The 16,310-nt window shown below is 55.4% G+C and carries 12 protein-coding genes; 4 read left to right on the top strand and 8 right to left on the bottom strand.

All coding sequences use genetic code 11. From position 1 onward, the window contains the following. Positions 1–14: 14 nt before the first annotated feature. Together ACZ46D_RS03125 and ACZ46D_RS03120 are read right to left on the bottom strand one after the other, a co-directional pair. Positions 15–764 carry a hypothetical protein gene (locus ACZ46D_RS03125; protein WP_464928580.1) on the bottom strand — a complete coding sequence of 250 codons (750 nt, stop codon included), beginning with the start codon at positions 762–764 and terminating at the stop codon, positions 15–17. After that, positions 761–2,362, bottom strand: coding sequence for an RNA-directed DNA polymerase (locus ACZ46D_RS03120; protein ID WP_464928579.1), 1,602 nt, complete (start codon positions 2,360–2,362; stop codon positions 761–763). Before ACZ46D_RS03120 ends, ACZ46D_RS03125 begins: the two co-directional genes overlap by 4 nt. A 399-nt stretch (positions 2,363–2,761) precedes the next feature. Here ACZ46D_RS03120 and ACZ46D_RS03115 point away from each other — a divergent pair, with 399 nt between their 5' ends. Next, complete coding sequence (locus ACZ46D_RS03115) at positions 2,762–3,178, top strand: rhodanese-like domain-containing protein (RefSeq protein WP_464928578.1); 417 nt, start codon at positions 2,762–2,764, stop codon at positions 3,176–3,178. Positions 3,179–3,323: 145 nt separating this feature from the next. Here the strand turns inward: ACZ46D_RS03115 and ACZ46D_RS03110 are convergent, their stop codons facing one another. Continuing rightward, positions 3,324–3,932, bottom strand: coding sequence for a DedA family protein (locus ACZ46D_RS03110; protein ID WP_464928577.1), 609 nt, complete (start codon positions 3,930–3,932; stop codon positions 3,324–3,326). Positions 3,933–4,207: 275 nt separating this feature from the next. Between ACZ46D_RS03110 and ACZ46D_RS03105 the strand changes: the two genes are divergently transcribed. Further along, positions 4,208–4,558, top strand: coding sequence for an ArsR/SmtB family transcription factor (locus ACZ46D_RS03105; RefSeq protein WP_464928576.1), 351 nt, complete (start codon positions 4,208–4,210; stop codon positions 4,556–4,558). Between the two features lie 4 nt (positions 4,559–4,562). After that, positions 4,563–5,708, top strand: coding sequence for an SO_0444 family Cu/Zn efflux transporter (locus tag ACZ46D_RS03100; protein ID WP_464928575.1), 1,146 nt, complete (start codon positions 4,563–4,565; stop codon positions 5,706–5,708). A gap of 105 nt (positions 5,709–5,813) precedes the next feature. Here the strand turns inward: ACZ46D_RS03100 and ACZ46D_RS03095 are convergent, their stop codons facing one another. Further along, positions 5,814–7,544: an ATP-binding protein gene (locus ACZ46D_RS03095; protein WP_464928574.1), complete on the bottom strand. Its 1,731-nt coding sequence runs from the start codon at positions 7,542–7,544 to the stop codon at positions 5,814–5,816. A 145-nt stretch (positions 7,545–7,689) separates the two neighbouring features. Here ACZ46D_RS03095 and ACZ46D_RS03090 point away from each other — a divergent pair, with 145 nt between their 5' ends. Beyond that, the gene (locus ACZ46D_RS03090) at positions 7,690–9,780 is read left to right on the top strand and encodes an ATP-binding protein (RefSeq protein WP_464928573.1); all 2,091 of its coding nucleotides are present in this window, start codon (positions 7,690–7,692) and stop codon (positions 9,778–9,780) included. Positions 9,781–9,787: 7 nt separating this feature from the next. Here the strand turns inward: ACZ46D_RS03090 and ACZ46D_RS03085 are convergent, their stop codons facing one another. The 4 genes from ACZ46D_RS03085 to ACZ46D_RS03070 are packed head-to-tail and all read right to left on the bottom strand — an operon-like array spanning position 9,788 to position 15,954. Continuing rightward, a complete protein-coding gene (locus tag ACZ46D_RS03085; protein WP_464928572.1) occupies positions 9,788–12,988 on the bottom strand; it encodes an efflux RND transporter permease subunit in 3,201 nt (1,066 codons plus the stop codon). Then, positions 12,988–14,241: an efflux RND transporter periplasmic adaptor subunit gene (locus ACZ46D_RS03080; protein WP_464928571.1), complete on the bottom strand. Its 1,254-nt coding sequence runs from the start codon at positions 14,239–14,241 to the stop codon at positions 12,988–12,990. Before ACZ46D_RS03080 ends, ACZ46D_RS03085 begins: the two co-directional genes overlap by 1 nt. Further along, complete coding sequence (locus ACZ46D_RS03075) at positions 14,238–15,515, bottom strand: TolC family protein (RefSeq protein ID WP_464928570.1); 1,278 nt, start codon at positions 15,513–15,515, stop codon at positions 14,238–14,240. The genes ACZ46D_RS03080 and ACZ46D_RS03075 overlap by 4 nt, the downstream gene beginning before the upstream one ends. A gap of 49 nt (positions 15,516–15,564) precedes the next feature. After that, positions 15,565–15,954 (bottom strand): FixH family protein, encoded by a 390-nt coding sequence (locus ACZ46D_RS03070; protein ID WP_464928569.1) that lies wholly within the window; start codon positions 15,952–15,954, stop codon positions 15,565–15,567. Between the last annotated feature and the right edge of the window lie 356 nt (positions 15,955–16,310).

Genomic DNA, 16,310 nt, shown 5'->3' with positions numbered 1-16,310 from the left:
ACTGGTTGATACTTTTAAAATGCAGTATCAAGTTCAATCCCACGACTACACAAAAAATCAATTATATCCGAAAAGAGCTCAGCTGTAGCTTTGCCTCCGGAAATCTTATATATTAAATGGTCTGTGGATATTTTATAACTTAACGCCTTTCGCGGGTTATAAAATCCCGCATTTTTCCACTTACTACTCCCTGTCGAATACTGTAACGCCAAATATATTAGTAGCTGTTTAATATCCCTGCCGGATATGTTCCTGGAAACTGTTTTAATTTCGTAGAGTGTATCGCCCACTGACAAATCGGCCTTACACTTCCCCAAAAATCCGGCACCAACAATTATCGGGCTAAATTCAATATCATTTGAGCCTAAATGCTCGAGGAAGTATTCATATTGCGCAGCTAGAGCTATAGATTCAGCCACTTCAGAATCATTAAGGGCTATCTCGCAGCTTTCACTTTCGTATTTTTTTAAAAAATTAATTGAGCGGTTATACGCTTCTTGTATGTTGTGTTGTTCAAGCTTCAGCTTATTAATCCAGAGAGACTTTTCATATGCCAATTTTGCAAGTTGAAAAGAAAATTCAGCGACTAGATCATGCTTTTTTATATCCTTCCCAATGGGAATTCTTTTCATATGTGAATCGGGGGTCACAAGATCCTCTTCACTAGCCTCGTTAAAAACCCGAACAAAAGATGGTGTTAGCAAAGGAAGAGATTCGCTCCAAAACCCTTTAAAATCAGCGGCTATATTTTTCTCTGAAATCATACAGGGACCTTCCCATTTTTTTGTAACCTGTTTGCATACCAATCTCTAATAAGGGTATCCGTTTCACTCCATGTATCTTTTGTATGCGTTCTCCAATGTTTTCCTTCATCGCCAAGTGAATACGAAGCAATTATTAGCGCCCTTTTTTCCCATTCGGTATAGCCTCCGTAGTTTCCCTTAATATCTGTTAGCCAGTAATGACAATCCCAGCTTGCCATTACCATTATTACCTGACGCTTTATCAATGGTTTTGTTGTGTTATCAAAGATATCGATCAATATTTCTTCCTTGGGCAAAGATCTTCTTCTTGACAGGGCCTGCACGAAATAACTTATATTTAAATCCACACTTACTAAATGCGACTTGGATTCATAAAGCGATACCAGTTGCTTATCAACAAAATCTTTCCCGTCCTCAGGAAGATCATTGTAAACACCTTTAATTGCCCTCATAACCAGAACAAAAACTGGCGACAAAACAGAAAGGTTGTCTTCTTCAAGCAGAGTGCTTATTGCACCATATTGCTCCTGAGGATCAAGCGCATGTATTGCATTGATCGCTTGTTTTGTAACAGTAGAGTCTATTGTTGTCTTCGATACTTCTCGGCCTAATATCCCGATTATATCAATATCTTTGACAGCAAACTTTAATGCCTCATAATCTTCATCGGCATTATCAGAGTAAGGGTCATATCGAAGAGAAATATTTAAAAGCTTTTGCTCTTCTTCAGCCAAAGGGTCATTTTTATCTGCAGGATCGATTAGTCTTGCAGTCTCTCTAAATTCTTCTGTTGTAATTATTTTTGTCTTCTTCTTTTGAAGAGATAGTCCTTCTATATGCAGCTTCTCTGATAGGAGGACAAGTAATTTATATGCGTCAGATTTATTTTCACAAAATATGCAATAATCATCTGCGTACCTACAAAATTTTATATTCCTGCGCGATAACTGGAGATCAGTTGTTACAAGAGCAAGCTCAGCTAAAATCCTTGAAGCAGGCCCCCCTACCGGAAGCCCATAAGATACATTTTTTGAAAAAGAGAATAATAGATCCATTATTCTCTTTGGTGTTTCACCAACACCAGGAAGTCTTCTCAACGCATTATCGATTCGATGATGATATATCCGCGGATAAAAGTCGGCAATATCGGTAACTATAACAAATTGATATTTTTCACTAAGTTCAAGGCCTTTCTTTTTGTAGTCAAGCCAAGTACTTGGCTTGAAAAGTTTCGCGCTAGTATCATCCCATTCATAACGATAAGAAAACACCTTCTCATTTTCCACAGGTACTCGAGTATTTTCAATCTGTTCTGCAATCGAAATAACTAAAGCTAAATAATATACATTCCAAAATGGTTCTATTTGGGTTGCCCATCTAAACCCTGTATATCCAACCTGTGTTAGGGTCTCTAATGTTGAAGGAGGAGTTCGCGCCATATAGTCATCAAATTTGGCGTGCATATCTAACAGGATATTTTTGCATTCCTTTGGATTGTCAAAGAAAACATGGGTCTCGAAAGGAAAAGGGAAAACATCTGTATCGCCGTGTTTGGCAACGTTTTCGAGAGCTAAATCAATCGCTTTTTCGATATTCATTGATTGCACACATTCCTAAATTTGTATGGCGAGGTAATTGCTGGTAAATGCAACATTTTCATATTGGGGGAAAACTCGGGACACTCCCCAATTTTTCGCCTTCAGGCGTAACTTATGGAAATAGGTCAGCATTTCGGATGTTCACCAAGAATCTCCCGATCAGCGTCCACCAATGAGTCACCCTAGCAAACCTTCGTACCAAGCACAACACAGAAAAAATATGAAGATGCATCTTGGGTAACCTACAACAAGAACCGCCTTCCTTATTCTTATCATTACTTTTTTCTATAAATAACAAATAGTTGTTTCGTTATTACCTATTGGCCAACCCCTCCTCCCTGCTGGTACAAACATATCCTCACATTGCACCACCTTTCATACCCAACACGGAGGAATACCATGCTCAAACGAATCGCACTGTCCCTGGCCTTTACCCTGCTGGCTGCCGGTCCCGCCCTGGCAACCAACTACATCACACCGGCAAACCTCAAAAAAACGCTGGATGCAAAACAGGAGGTAATTCTGGTGGATATCCAGCCCGCCGCCGACTTTGCCAAGCAGCATCTGCCCGGCTCCATCGAAACCAACGCCTTCCCCGCTAAAAGCGACGAGGAAAAGGGTCGCCTGAACAAGGCGCTGCCAGCGATCAATGCCAGCAAGGCGCAGGTGATCGTGCTCTGCCCCCGTGGCAAGAGCGGGGCAAAGAACAGCTACGAATATTTAGAGAGCAAGGGGGTGCCTGAGAATCGACTGCAGATATTGGAAGGGGGAATTGCGGACTGGCCCTATACCGAGATGTTCGTTAAGGGACGTTAGGAGATCATTTCGCCAGGCACCGTTCGGCCTGAACCCGTCGAAGGCCAGCAATGGCAGAAGAACTGCGGTTCGACAGGCTCACCGCGAACGGGAAAATAGGATCGATCAAAGAAAGTGGGCTCCCATCTTGGCTGCCCACTTTTTTTCAACCCCGCTCGTCTTCCTGCTTGGGCTGCAACTTGATGTAGACAACGACGATCAAAACAGAAAGGACAAGCACCCCGGCAAGGGCCTGGTGCGAGTATTTCATGATCAGCTCCTGATTGCTGCCGATGAAATAGCCGATCCAGGTGAGCACCGTCACCCAGATTCCCGCGCCGAGCAGGGTGTAGAGGGAGAACTTCCAGTGGTTCATCCCGGCAAGGCCTGCCGGAAGCGAGATGAGGTGGCGGACCACCGGCAAGAGACGGCCAACAAAGGTCGAGATCTCGCCGTGCCTGATGAAAAACGTCTCAACCTTGGCAAACTTCTCCTCGGTGATCCAGACATACTTTCCATATTTCAAAAGCAGCGGTCTGCCCAGGTAATGGGAGGCGAAGTAATTGAGGTAGGCGCCGAAAAGGCTGCCCAGGGTGCCGCAGAGAATAACAGGCAGCATCTCCATCTTCCCCGCCTGGACCAAATACCCGGCCGGGGGCATGACAACCTCGCTGGGGACCGGGAATACCGAACTCTCCATGGCCATGAGGATGAAGATCCCCGGATAGCCCATGGCTCCGACACTCTCCACGAGCCAGTTGATCAGATTGTGCATGCAGCGCTCCTTGCTGTGTTGATGGAGCGCCATTCTATACGGTTTGAGGCAAAAAAACGACCAATTATATAAACCGTCATTCCCGCGAAGAGCCTGCCCTCGACCTGATCGGGGCGGGAATCCATAGGGAGTGGATGCCCGACGAAAGCATTCGGGCATGACGTGTTTCATCGCCGGGTCAACAACCAGAAATCCACGCTGAAAATTCCGGCCTTGACATCCGGGCACAATCGCCCTAATAGCTGAGCAGCTGCTCATATACTAAAAGGAACGCCATGCCGACCGACCGTTGCCAGTGCCGGATTGTCCACGAACAGCAGGTGGAAAAAGCCAGAAAAGCCGCCCTGCCCTCCGCTGAAATCGACAAACTCGCCCAATTCTTCAAGGCCTTTGCCGACCCGACCCGACTCAAGATTCTCCAGGCCTTGCATGAGGAGGAGATGTGCGTCTGCGATCTGGCCGCCTTTCTCGGGGTCAGCGAATCGGCGGTGAGCCATCAGCTGCGGCTGCTCCGGCAGATGGCCCTGGTGGCCAACCGCCGCGAGGGGCCGGTGCTCTATTACCGGCTCACCGATGCCCATATCAGCCAGCTTATCCTCGTGGCCCTAGAACATATTCAGGAGTAATGCCATGCCCCTCATCTTCAGCATCTTCAGCGAATCCTGGCAGCTGCTTCTCGACGCCGCCCCCTACATCCTCTTCGGCATCCTCATTGGCGGCCTGCTCAAGGTCTTTCTCTCGCCCGCCCAGGTGGCCCGCCATCTGGGCCAGGGCCGTTTCAGCTCGGTGTTCAAGGCGGCCCTGTTCGGGGTTCCCCTGCCCCTGTGTTCCTGCGGGGTTCTGCCTGCGGCGGCAGCCTTAAAAAAGCAGGGGGCCAACAACGGCGCCACCGCCGCCTTTCTCATCTCCACCCCCGAATCCGGCGTGGACTCCATCGCGGTCACCTATGCCCTGCTGGACCCGATCATGACCGTGGCCCGGCCCCTGGCCGCCTTTCTCACCGCCCTGGCCGCCGGGATGACCGAAAACCTGCTGCGTCCGCCCAAGCCCGGCCTTGCCATGGCTGATTTCTCCTGCGTGGTGGATGGCTGCTGCTCCGGCATCGACTGTCCGCCCGAAACCCACGCCGCCCATCATACTCTCGGAGAAAAGCTGTTGACCGGGATGCGCTACGCCTTTGCCGAACTGTGGGGGGATCTGGCAGGCTGGTTCTTTTTCGGGCTGCTGCTGGCCGGGACCATCTCGGCGCTGGTCCCGGAGACCCTGATCACCGGCTATCTCTCCGGCGGGCTCGGCTCCATGCTATTGATGCTGGCCTTCGGCATCCCGCTCTACATCTGCGCCACCGCCTCCACCCCCATTGCCGCCGCCCTGATTCTCAAGGGGGTCAGCCCGGGCGCGGCCCTGGTTTTCCTGCTGGCAGGGCCGGCCACCAACATGGCCACCCTCACCGTGCTGGCCAACCTGCTGGGCAAGCGCACCACCTTGGTCTACCTGACGGCCATCGCGGTAGGCGCGGTATTCTGCGGCTTGGCCGTGGATGGAGTCTACGCCCTGTTGGGCATCCAGGCCAAGGCCGTGGTGGGGCAGGCGGCGGAGATCATGCCCTACCCGGTCCAGCTGGGCTCGACCCTGCTGCTCCTCGCCCTCTCGGTCAAGCCGATATCCGCGATGGTTCGGGGCTGGTTCACAAAAGGGGATGGTGGCGGTTGCGGCTGTGAGGGCGGTTGCGGGAGCAAGGCCGAAAGCCACAGCCACAAGGAAAATCAAGAATGATCGGGGGGAAAAGGTTCCTTCCTGTTCTTTTTACCTCCCCTCCCGCCGGGGGAGGGGGAACTTTATCGTAACACGAGAATTTGTGCTGAATAGTTGCCCAGAAACTCACTTGAAGATCGGCAACGAATCTGCTTCTCCGGGAACCCCGTCGATGGGCAGGGTGATGGTGAACAGCGCTCCTTTGCCGCGTGCGCTCTTGGCCGTGATATCGCCGCCGTGCCGCTTGACAATGCCGTAGCTCACGGACAACCCCAGCCCGGTGCCCTCCACCGCCGGCTTGGTTGAGAAAAACGGCTCGAAGATCGAGCCCAGGTCCTTCTGCCGGATGCCCTTGCCCGTATCTTGGATGAAAATCCGGACATTTTCCCCGGCCACCTCGGTGGTGATGGTGATGGTGCCGCCGGTTTTGGGGATAGCCTCTTCGGCGTTGCCGATCACGTTGAGGAGCACCTGCTTGATCTGGTCCGGCACCGCCTGAATCCTGGGCAGCTCCCGGGCAAAATGCCGTTCCACCGTGATCTGTCTATCGCTGAGCTTCTTTTTGCCAAGCAGCAGCAGCTCCTCGATGATCCGGTGCAGGTCAACCGAGGCGACCTTGCCGGTGGTGGGTCGGTTGAAGTCCTGCAGGGTGCTGATCAAATCCTTGACCCGCACGCATTCGCCGATGGCAACATCGAGCATCTCGGCATCGCCCTTCTCAAGCTTCACATACTTGCGCAACCCTTGTAAAAAATTGCGGATGCCGATGATGGGATTGCCGAACTCATGGGCTATGGAGGCAGCCAGCTTGCCCACCGCGCTGAATTTCTCGGCATGGAGCAACTGCTCGTAGGTGCGGCTCAGCTGATTGGTCCGCTCCTCGACCCGCGCCTCCAGGGCGTCGTTCATCCGCCGGACCTCCGCCTCCATCCGCTTGCGGTCCGTGATGTCCTGCAAGGTTTCAATGGCGCCGATGATATCCCCGGCCAGATTCTTGATGGGCGCGGCGGTAAAGAAAAGCCACTTGCTCTCGTGGCCGAAGTCGAAAAAATCCTCCGCCTCATAGGCCCCCTTTACCAGGGAGGAAGGCCGGTACTTGCCCGAGTAGAACTTGGCGATATGCGCCTCGTCGGCACCATTGAGTACCAGATCGGCCAGAATGGGCCGCTGGTAGAGATAAAAGGCCTTCCATTGGTTCTGGGTGCCCACCATCTCGCTGGCCGGTAGTCCGGTCATAACGGCACAGGCTTTGTTCCAATGGGTGATAATATGGTTTTCATCAATAACAAAGGTGGGAATGGAACTGGCCTGCAAGATCTGCGACAGACGTTCCCCGCTTTCCAGCAGATCCTCCTCGGCCTGCTGCCGCTCAATGATTTCCTGGGCCAGGATGGCGTTGTACTCCTGATAGCTGCGGGTCCGGTCGGTAAGCTGCTTCTCCAGGGCGTCATAGGACCGGCGAAGTTCCGCCTCCCTTCTTCGCTCCACACTCACATCCCGGATTACCTCCGAAAACCCGGCCAGCCTGCCATTATGATACACCGGGGCAAACGAGCGCTCGAAGGTGCAGATCCCGCCCTCCGGACAGGTCCGGCTGAAATCCACGGTGAATTTTTTACCGGAAAGCGCCTGCTGATACAGATCGCTGGCCCAGGCCCGCTGACTGTTGGGCAAAACGTACTGATGCCGCGAGCCCGGCCCGATCGTCAGATTGAAGACCTCTTTCAGCAGACGGACATAGGCGGGATTGACATAGACAAAACGCGCCTCGGTATCGACCAGGGCCATGCCTTCCGGCCTGCTTTCCAAAAGTGCGTTTGCGTCAAGAACCGGTTGCGGAAACAGGGAACCTGCCATGATTTTCCATGCCGAAAAGGTGAAGGTTGGGGGAAACGTTTCCGGGTACCGTAAAGCAGAACCGGCAAGTTTTCATCAAAAAAGAACTTCGTCCGAGGCCAGTCCACAATTTACATCCGCCCAGGGAATTGGTATCAAGGAAGGTATGGTAGAAAAAAATGCGCCCCCTATGAAATACAGCCTGCAACACCGCTACATCGCCACCGTGCTTGCCCTGGTGCTTGGCGCTGTACTGGCGCTGGGCGGGGTGTTTTTCCTCACCTTGCGCTCCGCCACCCGCTCCATCACCCACCTGAGCATCGACACCATCCGGGAAGTCATGCTCGATCAGGTCAAGGTTCGCGGCACGGTCATGGTCGATCTGCTGGTCGACAATCTTGCCGGCCCCATCTCCCTTGGTGATCCGGAAGCGATCCACCATCTGGCTGTCTCCGCCTTGGAACAGAAGGATGTGCAGTACTTCTATGTCTTCACCCCGGAAGGTGAGATTCTGGACAATGGCCTGGGCAATGGGGCCAACCCCCGCAAGCCCCTGACAGACCAGGTTTCAGAACGGGCCGTTGCCGCAAAAGCCCCCCTGGTGCAGATCGAAAACGAGATCATGGATGTGTCCATGCCCATTTTCGTTGCAGATACCCACCTCGGCGGGGTCCGGGTCGGCTTTTCGCTGAAAGCCGTCAACCGGGAGATGGAAGAGCGGATCTCCGTCTTTCACGCGTTGGGGCATGCACAGCGCGATGAAGCCCTGACCATGTTGACCTTTCTCTCCACCTGTTTTATCGCCATCGGGATCATTCTCGCCTATTTTCTGGCGAGAACCATGAGCAATCCGGTTCTGGAATTGGCCCATTACGCCCAACGGATCGGCCAGGGCGATTTTGGCTTCCGCTTTTCCCTGAACCGCAAGGATGAGCTGGGGTTGCTCTCACGAACCATGAACGAAATGGCCCTGCAGATCAACGAAAAGAACAAGGCCTTGCTTGATGCCCACACCCTGCTGGAAAAACGGGTGAAGGACCGCACCAGGGAACTCATGCTCGCCAAGAACAAGGCAGAAGCGGCCAACCGAGCCAAATCCAATTTTCTCGCCAACATGAGCCATGAAATCCGCACCCCGATGAACGGGGTGATCGGCATGACCCAGCTTGCCCTGCTCACCTCCCCGCCCCCGGAACAACGCGAATACCTGGAGCTCATCGAGAAATCCTCCTACCGGCTCCTGAAGGTGGTCAACGACATCCTGGATTTCTCCAAAATTGAGGCCGACAAACTTGAGCTGGTGGTAGAGCGCTTTGACCTGCGGGGCACCATTGCCACGACAATCCGGGAATTCTCTTTTGCGGCCAAGGAAAAAGGCCTTACGCTGGACTGGAGCGTTGCAGACGAAATTCCGAATGCCTTCATGGGGGATGCGGGCAGGCTGAGCCAGATTCTCATCAACCTCATCGGCAATGCCCTCAAGTTCACCCAGGCAGGGCAAATCTCGGTGCGAGTTGAAAAGGAATACGGTGAGTTGGATGAGCTCATCGCCCATTTTACCATCACGGACTCCGGCATCGGCATTTCCCCGGAATATCAGGCCTCGATCTTCGAGGCCTTTTCCCAGGCCGACGAATCCCACAGCCGCCCCTATGAAGGTACCGGCCTGGGCCTTGCCATCTGCGCCAAGCTGGTTGCCCTGATGAACGGCCAGATCTGGGTGGAAAGCGCTGAAGGACAGGGCTCTGTTTTTCACTTCACCGCCCTGCTGAAAAAAGCGGCGCCTGAAAACCCCGCGCTGGACGAAGGCGCTACGCTTGGGCTACCTGCCGAATCACCCCAGGGGCAACCCGGCCCGCGGCTTGAGATTCTTCTGGTGGAAGACAATCTGGTCAACCAGAAGGTTGCCGGTAAGATGCTGGAACGCTCCGGCCATGGGGTAACCATTGCCGCCAATGGCCAGGAGGGGGTGGACGCCTTTACTCGGCAGCCCTTTGATCTGGTGCTGATGGATATCCAGATGCCGGTGATGGATGGGTTTGAAGCAACCCAGGCCATGCGCGACCTGGAAAAAGAGTCGGGCAAGCACACGCCCATCATCGCCCTCACCGCCCACGCCATCAGCGGCTACCGCGAAAAATGCCTGGAACGGGGGCTGGACGACTATCTCTCCAAGCCGATGAAGATCGCCGATCTTAACGCCAAAATCGCCGAACATCTTCCGCCAAGGGAGAACACCCCCACGGAAACAGCCTGATCCGTCCTTAGCGGACCTCAGCCGCCCCCTTCTTGAAATCCCTCTGTTTCCAGAGCAGATAGATGGCCGGGTAGATGAGCAGTTCGAGAATGGCTGAGGTGCCGATCCCTCCCACCATGGGCGCGGCGATCCTTTTCATCACATCGGCGCCGGTGCCAGTGCTGAACATGATGGGAACCAGGCCGAGCAGCATGGTGCCCACCAGCATGAGCTTGGGCCGAATCCTTTTCACCGACCCAAACATGATCGCCTCTTTCAAATCATCGAGGCTCTGCAATTTCCCCGCCTTCTGCCATTTGTCACGGGCCAGATCGAGATAGAGGAGCATGACCACCCCGGTCTCCGCGTCGATCCCGGCCAGAGCGATGATCCCCACCCAGACCGCGATGCTCATGTTGTAGCCGAGAAGGTACAACAGCCAGAAGGAGCCGACCAGGGAAAAAGGCACGGCCAGCAGGACAATGGCCGTCTTGACCACCGACTTGGTGTTGAGATAGATGAGGATAAAGATGACCAGCAGGGTAAGGGGCACCACGAGCTTCAGCCTTTCGTGGGTCTTGACCAGATGCTCGTATTCCCCGCTCCACTCCAGGCGATAGCCCTCGGGGATCTTCAGCGAGGCAACCCGCTGCTTGGCCTCGTCCACGAAGCCGCCCACATCCCGGCCGGAAAAATCAATGTACACATAGGAGGCCAGGAGCCCGGCCTCGCTCTTGATCATGGGCGGACCCTTGACGATCCGGATCTCGGCCAGGGCGCCGAGGGGAACCTGGAGCAAATCGCCGGTGGGCGGGGGAGCCGGCTGACTCGAAGACATGTTGCCCGGGGTCGGCGCCGCCATGGCCACGGGCACCGGGACCAGCACCCTTTTCAGTTGTTCCACGTCGCCCCGCAACTCCCGGGCATAGCGGACATTCACCGGATAGCGCTCCCTCCCTTCCACGGTCACGGTGAGGTTCATCCCGCCGATGGCGGACTGGATAACCTCCTGCACCTCATCCACGGACAGGCCGTAGCGGGCCACCTCCTCCCGCCTGATATTGAAATCGAGAAAATATCCGGTGGTCACCCGCTCGGCGTAGACGCTCCGGAGGCCGGAGATGCCGCCCAGCCGAGTCTCGATGTCGGTGCCCAGCCGCTCCAGTTCTTCCAGGCGCGGCCCCATGATCTTGATCCCCACCGGGGTTCGGATGCCGGTGGAAAGCATATCGATTCGGGCCTTGATCGGCATGGTAAACGAGTTGGCCACCCCGGGAATGGAAAGAGCGTCGTTCATCTCGTTTTTCAACATCTCCACCGTCATCCCCGGTCGCCATTGCGACTCGGGCTTGAGATTGATCACGGTTTCAAACATCTCCAGGGGCGCCGGGTCCGTGGCGGTTTCCGCCCTGCCTGCCTTGCCGAAGACCTGGGCCACCTCGGGAATCTCCTTGAGAATCCGATCCTGAAGCTGCAGAAGCTTCGACACCTCCGAGATGGCTGCGCCAGGAGAGGTCACCGGCATGTAGAAGAGCGCCCCCTCGTACAGCGGCGGCATGAACTCGGAGCCGAGCTTGAGGAAAGGATAGACGCTCACGGCCATGATGAGCAGCGCCCCAACGATCACCGTCCTTTTAAAGCGGAGGACAAAGCGCACGATGGGCTCGTACAGCCGATGGAGAAAGATGCTGATCGGATTTTTATCCTCGTGCATGATCTTGCCCCGGATGAAAAGGGTCATCAGGACCGGGGTCAGGGTGATGGCGAGAAAGGCCGAGAAGAGCATGGCAAAGGTCTTGGTGTAGGCCAGGGGCTTAAACAATCGCCCGGCCTGGGCCTGCAGGGTGAAAACCGGCAGAAAAGCCACGGTGATCACCAGCAGGGAGAAGAACAGGGACGGGCCCACCTCCTTGGCCGCCTCGATGATCACCTCGGCGCGATCCCCGGGTCGGCCCGCGATTTCCCACTCCTCCAGTTTTTTATGGGCATTTTCCACCATGATGATCGAGGCGTCCACCATGGCCCCGATGGCGATGGCAATGCCGCTCAGGCTCATGATGTTGGCCGTCACCCCCAGGTAGTACATGCAGATGAAGGAGATGATGATTGCCACGGGCAGGGTACAGATAACCACCAGGGCGCTGGGCAGGTGGAAGAGGAAAATCAGGCAGACCACACTCACTGCCAGGGAGATCTTGAGCAGCTCTTCGGTGAGGGTGTCGATGGCCCGGTGGATAAGATCGGAGCGGTCGTAGGTGACCACGATCTTCACCCCCGCGGGCAGGCTCGGCTCCACGCTTTCTTTAATCCTTTCCTTGACCCGGTCGATGACGCTGAGGACATTCTCGCCGAAGCGAACCACCACGATCCCGCCCGCCACCTCTCCCCGCCCGTCCAGCTCGGCCAGGCCGCGCCGGATCTCGGGGCCGAGCTGGATGGAGGCGACATCCTTGAGCAAGACCGGAGTACCGTTGCCGCTGCTGCGCACCGCGATATTTTCCAAGTCCTTGATGCCCTTGAGATAGCCGCGGCCGCGCACCATGTATTCGACCCCGGAGAACTCCAGCACCCTGCCCTCCACATCCTTGTTGCTCTTGCGGATGGCATCCATGACCATGGTAATGGGCAGGTTGTAGGCCTGGAGCCGGGTGGGATCGATGCTCACCTGATACTGCCGAACAAAGCCGCCGATACTGGCGACCTGGGAGACCCCCGGCACGCTTTCCAGGGCCAGCTTGATGTTCCAGTCCTGAATAGAGCGGAGCTCGGCCAGGTTGTGGCCTCCGGTCTCATCCACCAGGGCATAGGAAAATCCCCAACCCACGCTGGTGGCGTCCGGGCCCAACACGGGATTGACCGAAGCGGGGAGCTTGTTTTTCACCGCCTGGAGATATTCCAACACCCGGCTCCGGGCCCAGTAGATGTCGGTTCCCTCTTCAAAAATGGCATAGATGAAAGAGGTGCCGAAAAAAGAGAAGCCGCGCACCACCTTGACCTTTGGCGCGGCAAGGAGGGTGGAGGTGATGGGGTAGGTGATCTGGTCCTCGATGAGATCGGGGCTGCGCCCTTCCCATTCGGTGAAGATGATGACCTGGGTATCGCTCAGGTCGGGGATCGCATCAAGCGGCGTGTTGCGAATGGCCCAGATCCCCCAGCCGGTGAGGGCAAAGAACAGGAGAAAAACGAAGAACCGATTGCGGGCGCTGAAATCAATGACGCGGGCGATCATTACTTCACCACTCCCTTGAGGCGCGCTTCCGAATCAATGAGGAAGGTGGCGGCCGAGGCCACTTTTTCCCCGGCCTGCAAACCGCTCAAGATCTCCGCCATGCCCTCGGCCTTGACGCCGACCCCGACCTCGCGGGGCTCGAAGTAGCCCTCCCCCTTGTCCACATAGACAAGCTGGCGGGCACCGGTGTTGATCACTGCATCTTCGGGCACCACAAGCCTGGAGCCCAGGTCTAGCTTCAACGCCACCTTGGCGAACATCTGGGGCTTCAGCGCTCCCCCCTGATTATCCAGGGTAAAACGAATCTTGGCCGTTCTCGTTTCTCCGGCAAGCAGCGGGGAGACATATTCGATGGTGGCAACAAACACCTTGCCCGGCAAGGAATCCAGGGTAATCTCCGCCTTCTGCCCGGTCTTGACCAGGGCAAGTTCCTGCTCGTAGATATCGGATACCACCCAGACCGTGGAGGTATCCACCAGATCAAAGAGCTTCTCGCCGGGCTGCACCTTCATGCCCTGCACCGCCAATTTCTGCACCACATACCCGTTTACCGGGCTGAATATGGCCAGGGTCCGCAGAGGGGAGCCGCTCTCCTCGATCTTGCGGATCTGCGCTTCGGTGATATCAAAAAACCGCAACCGCTGGCGGGCGGCCTGGCGCAGGGCTTCGGCATCCTGCGCCAGCATCCGGTTCATGGCCGAGGCTTCCTCTGCTCCGGCAGGAGCAGCACCCTGCCGCGACCACTTGAGGATATTGAGGTATTCCTGCTGGCCCGCAACCAGCTCCGGGCTGTAGATTTCGGCCAGCACTTCGCCTTTTTTCACATATCGGCCCGTGTAGTCGACCCGGAGATTCTCGATCCAGCCCTCGATTTTGGTATTAACCGTGGCGATCCTTCGTTCGTCATATTCAACCCGACCCACGGTCCGGATGGTCCTGTTCAGGGCTTTTACCGCGACGGCGGTGGTTTTCACCCCGATGAACCGCTGGCCTGCCTCGGGAATCTCGACGGTCTGCGCTTCTTCCGGAAAAGCTGCGCCGCTTTCCGCCCCCTCAGGAGAAGAATCCGCTGCTTGCGGCGAAACAGGGGCGGTGCCGTGTCCCTGGTGTTCGGAGGGAGCGGCCGCCTGCTCCACCGGCGCCTGGGCCTTTTTACGAAAAAGCCCGCCGCTCTTGCCGGAAAGCCCGACAAAGAGGACTGCGGCGATGAAAAGAAAAAGAACCACCATGAGGATGCTGTTCTTCCTGTTCATTGTCGTCCTTCCTCCATGCGGGAATTGGTTATCCCGGTTAAGGCCTCAAGCCTGGCCCGTGCCTTCTCCCGCTCCACCAACTGCCCCCAATAGGAGGTCTCGATCTCGGTAACGGTTTTCAGCCGGGAGATCACGCTCAGGGCATCGGTCTTGCCCGTGGCGTACGAGGCCAGGGCCGACTGGAAGTCCTGATGGATCTTTGGGGTGAGGCCTTGCCGGTAGAGATCCATCAGCCGCTCCGTGGCCTGAAGCATGGCATAGTTCTCCCGGATGGCGGCAGAAAGCTTCAGCCGCACGGTTTGCAGCTCATTTTTCGCCTCACTCAGGGAGGCTTCGGCTTCATGCACCGCCGGTCGTTGTTTGGTGGTGTAATAGAGAGGGATGTTGAGGGTGGTGGTCAGGCTCCACATATCCGTATTCTCATAGGCCGGGCCCTTGAGACCATAATTGCCGGTAACGGCAATATCCGGATAATACTCTCTTTCCGCCACCCGCACCCTGGCGTTGGTCGAGGCCACCATCTTCTCCCTGGCCTTGACCTCCGGGGAATTCTCATAGGCTGCGGCAATCAAATCAGGCAGGGGTTGTGAATATGGGGCAAACACCGGCGCCACTGGCCTGTCCAGAGGCGCGGCTTGATCCCTTCCCACCGTGGAGTTTAGCAGCGCTTCCAGGGTCTGGATTTTCTGCTTCAGCATCGCATCCCGTTCAAAAAGCATGTACTTCTCGGTTTGCGCCATGAGGACATCCTGCTGCATGCCTCCCCCAGCGGCATACCGGGCCAGGGCAGCGTCTTCGAGCTTGCGGAGAAGAACGGTTTTCTCCCTGATCAGATCCATGCTCTGATGGGCAAAAAACAGATCATAGTAGAGTTCCTTGATCGTGGCGACTGTCCGCAGCTGCACCGCCTTGGCGGAGGCGGAAAGACTCTCCGCCTCCCGAGTTGCCGCCTCTCCCTTCAGGGCACGTTTGCCTGGGAAAAAGAACTGCTGGGAAGCAGAAAAAAGGTACTGGGAATCAGGCGACTCGTTGTAGGTGAAACGGCTTGTCCCTTCATTCTGATAGCCGACCATGACCATGGGATCCGGCAGACTCATCGACTGCGGCACCCGAAAGCCGGAGGCCGAGGCCTTTGCCCGGGCCGCCTGGATTTCTGGGCTGGCCTGCAAGGCCTCGTCAATGAGGCTTTGCAGCTGCAACTCCCCAGCCCAAACCGTTGCCTGCGGGACCCAAAATAGAATCCCGGCAGCAAACAGGGCAAGCAGCCTTTTCATTCCCCTGGCACCATCTCCCATGCGCTTTCCCATCCCTTCGCCCCAGGGGCTACTGCACATCAACGCTGAACTTGGTGGACACGGTCTTGCCGCTACGCACGATCTTCACCACGAGACCCCAAGGGCCGGACATGGAAAAATTCAATTTCCCCTGATAGACATTCTTGTTCAGGGCAAGCACCGAGCCGTAATTCATCGCCGGCATTCCCGGCATGGCGGGCATGGAATACTCCACCTTCACCCCTGCATCCGTCACCTCCTTGCCGGCGGAATCCTTCACCATTACGCTGATCCCGTTCTCGCCCATGATCGCGGGATTTTTATCCATTTTCACCACCACACTCAAGTCGCCCGCCTTTTTCTGGATCTCATAATCCTTGGCCCAAACAATCCCTGCACTGAGCAGCAGCATAAGGGTTAAAATCACTATTTTTTTCATCGGTTCCTCCTTGGGGTGCGTGTCCCGGATCGAGCACGCGTTTTTCATCTGAAAACTCAGGGAATATCCGACATTCTCAAGATTTCCCCCTGGTACTTAACAGGAGATAAAGCAAGGAACATGCCCAACCAATATGCAGCGCAAAATCAGGCAAATAGCAACATCTGCACAACCGGAACGGAGCTGAATTGTAGAATATTCTCCCTGAAATGAAGAATAATCTTCACTCGACGACAATTGTCACAACTCCATTTTAGCAGATTTCTGAAAAAAGTTGAAATTGTGCCACAGACGGGAATGGAGCGGGAGAATACGGGGAGGAAGAAGCGGGCAGGAAAAAAAGGCAAAAAAAAACC

Source organism: Thiovibrio sp. Mzg5 (genome assembly GCF_055379285.1).
The sequence above is the reverse complement of the archived record's forward strand: the minus strand, read 5'-3'. Positions and strand labels throughout refer to the sequence as shown.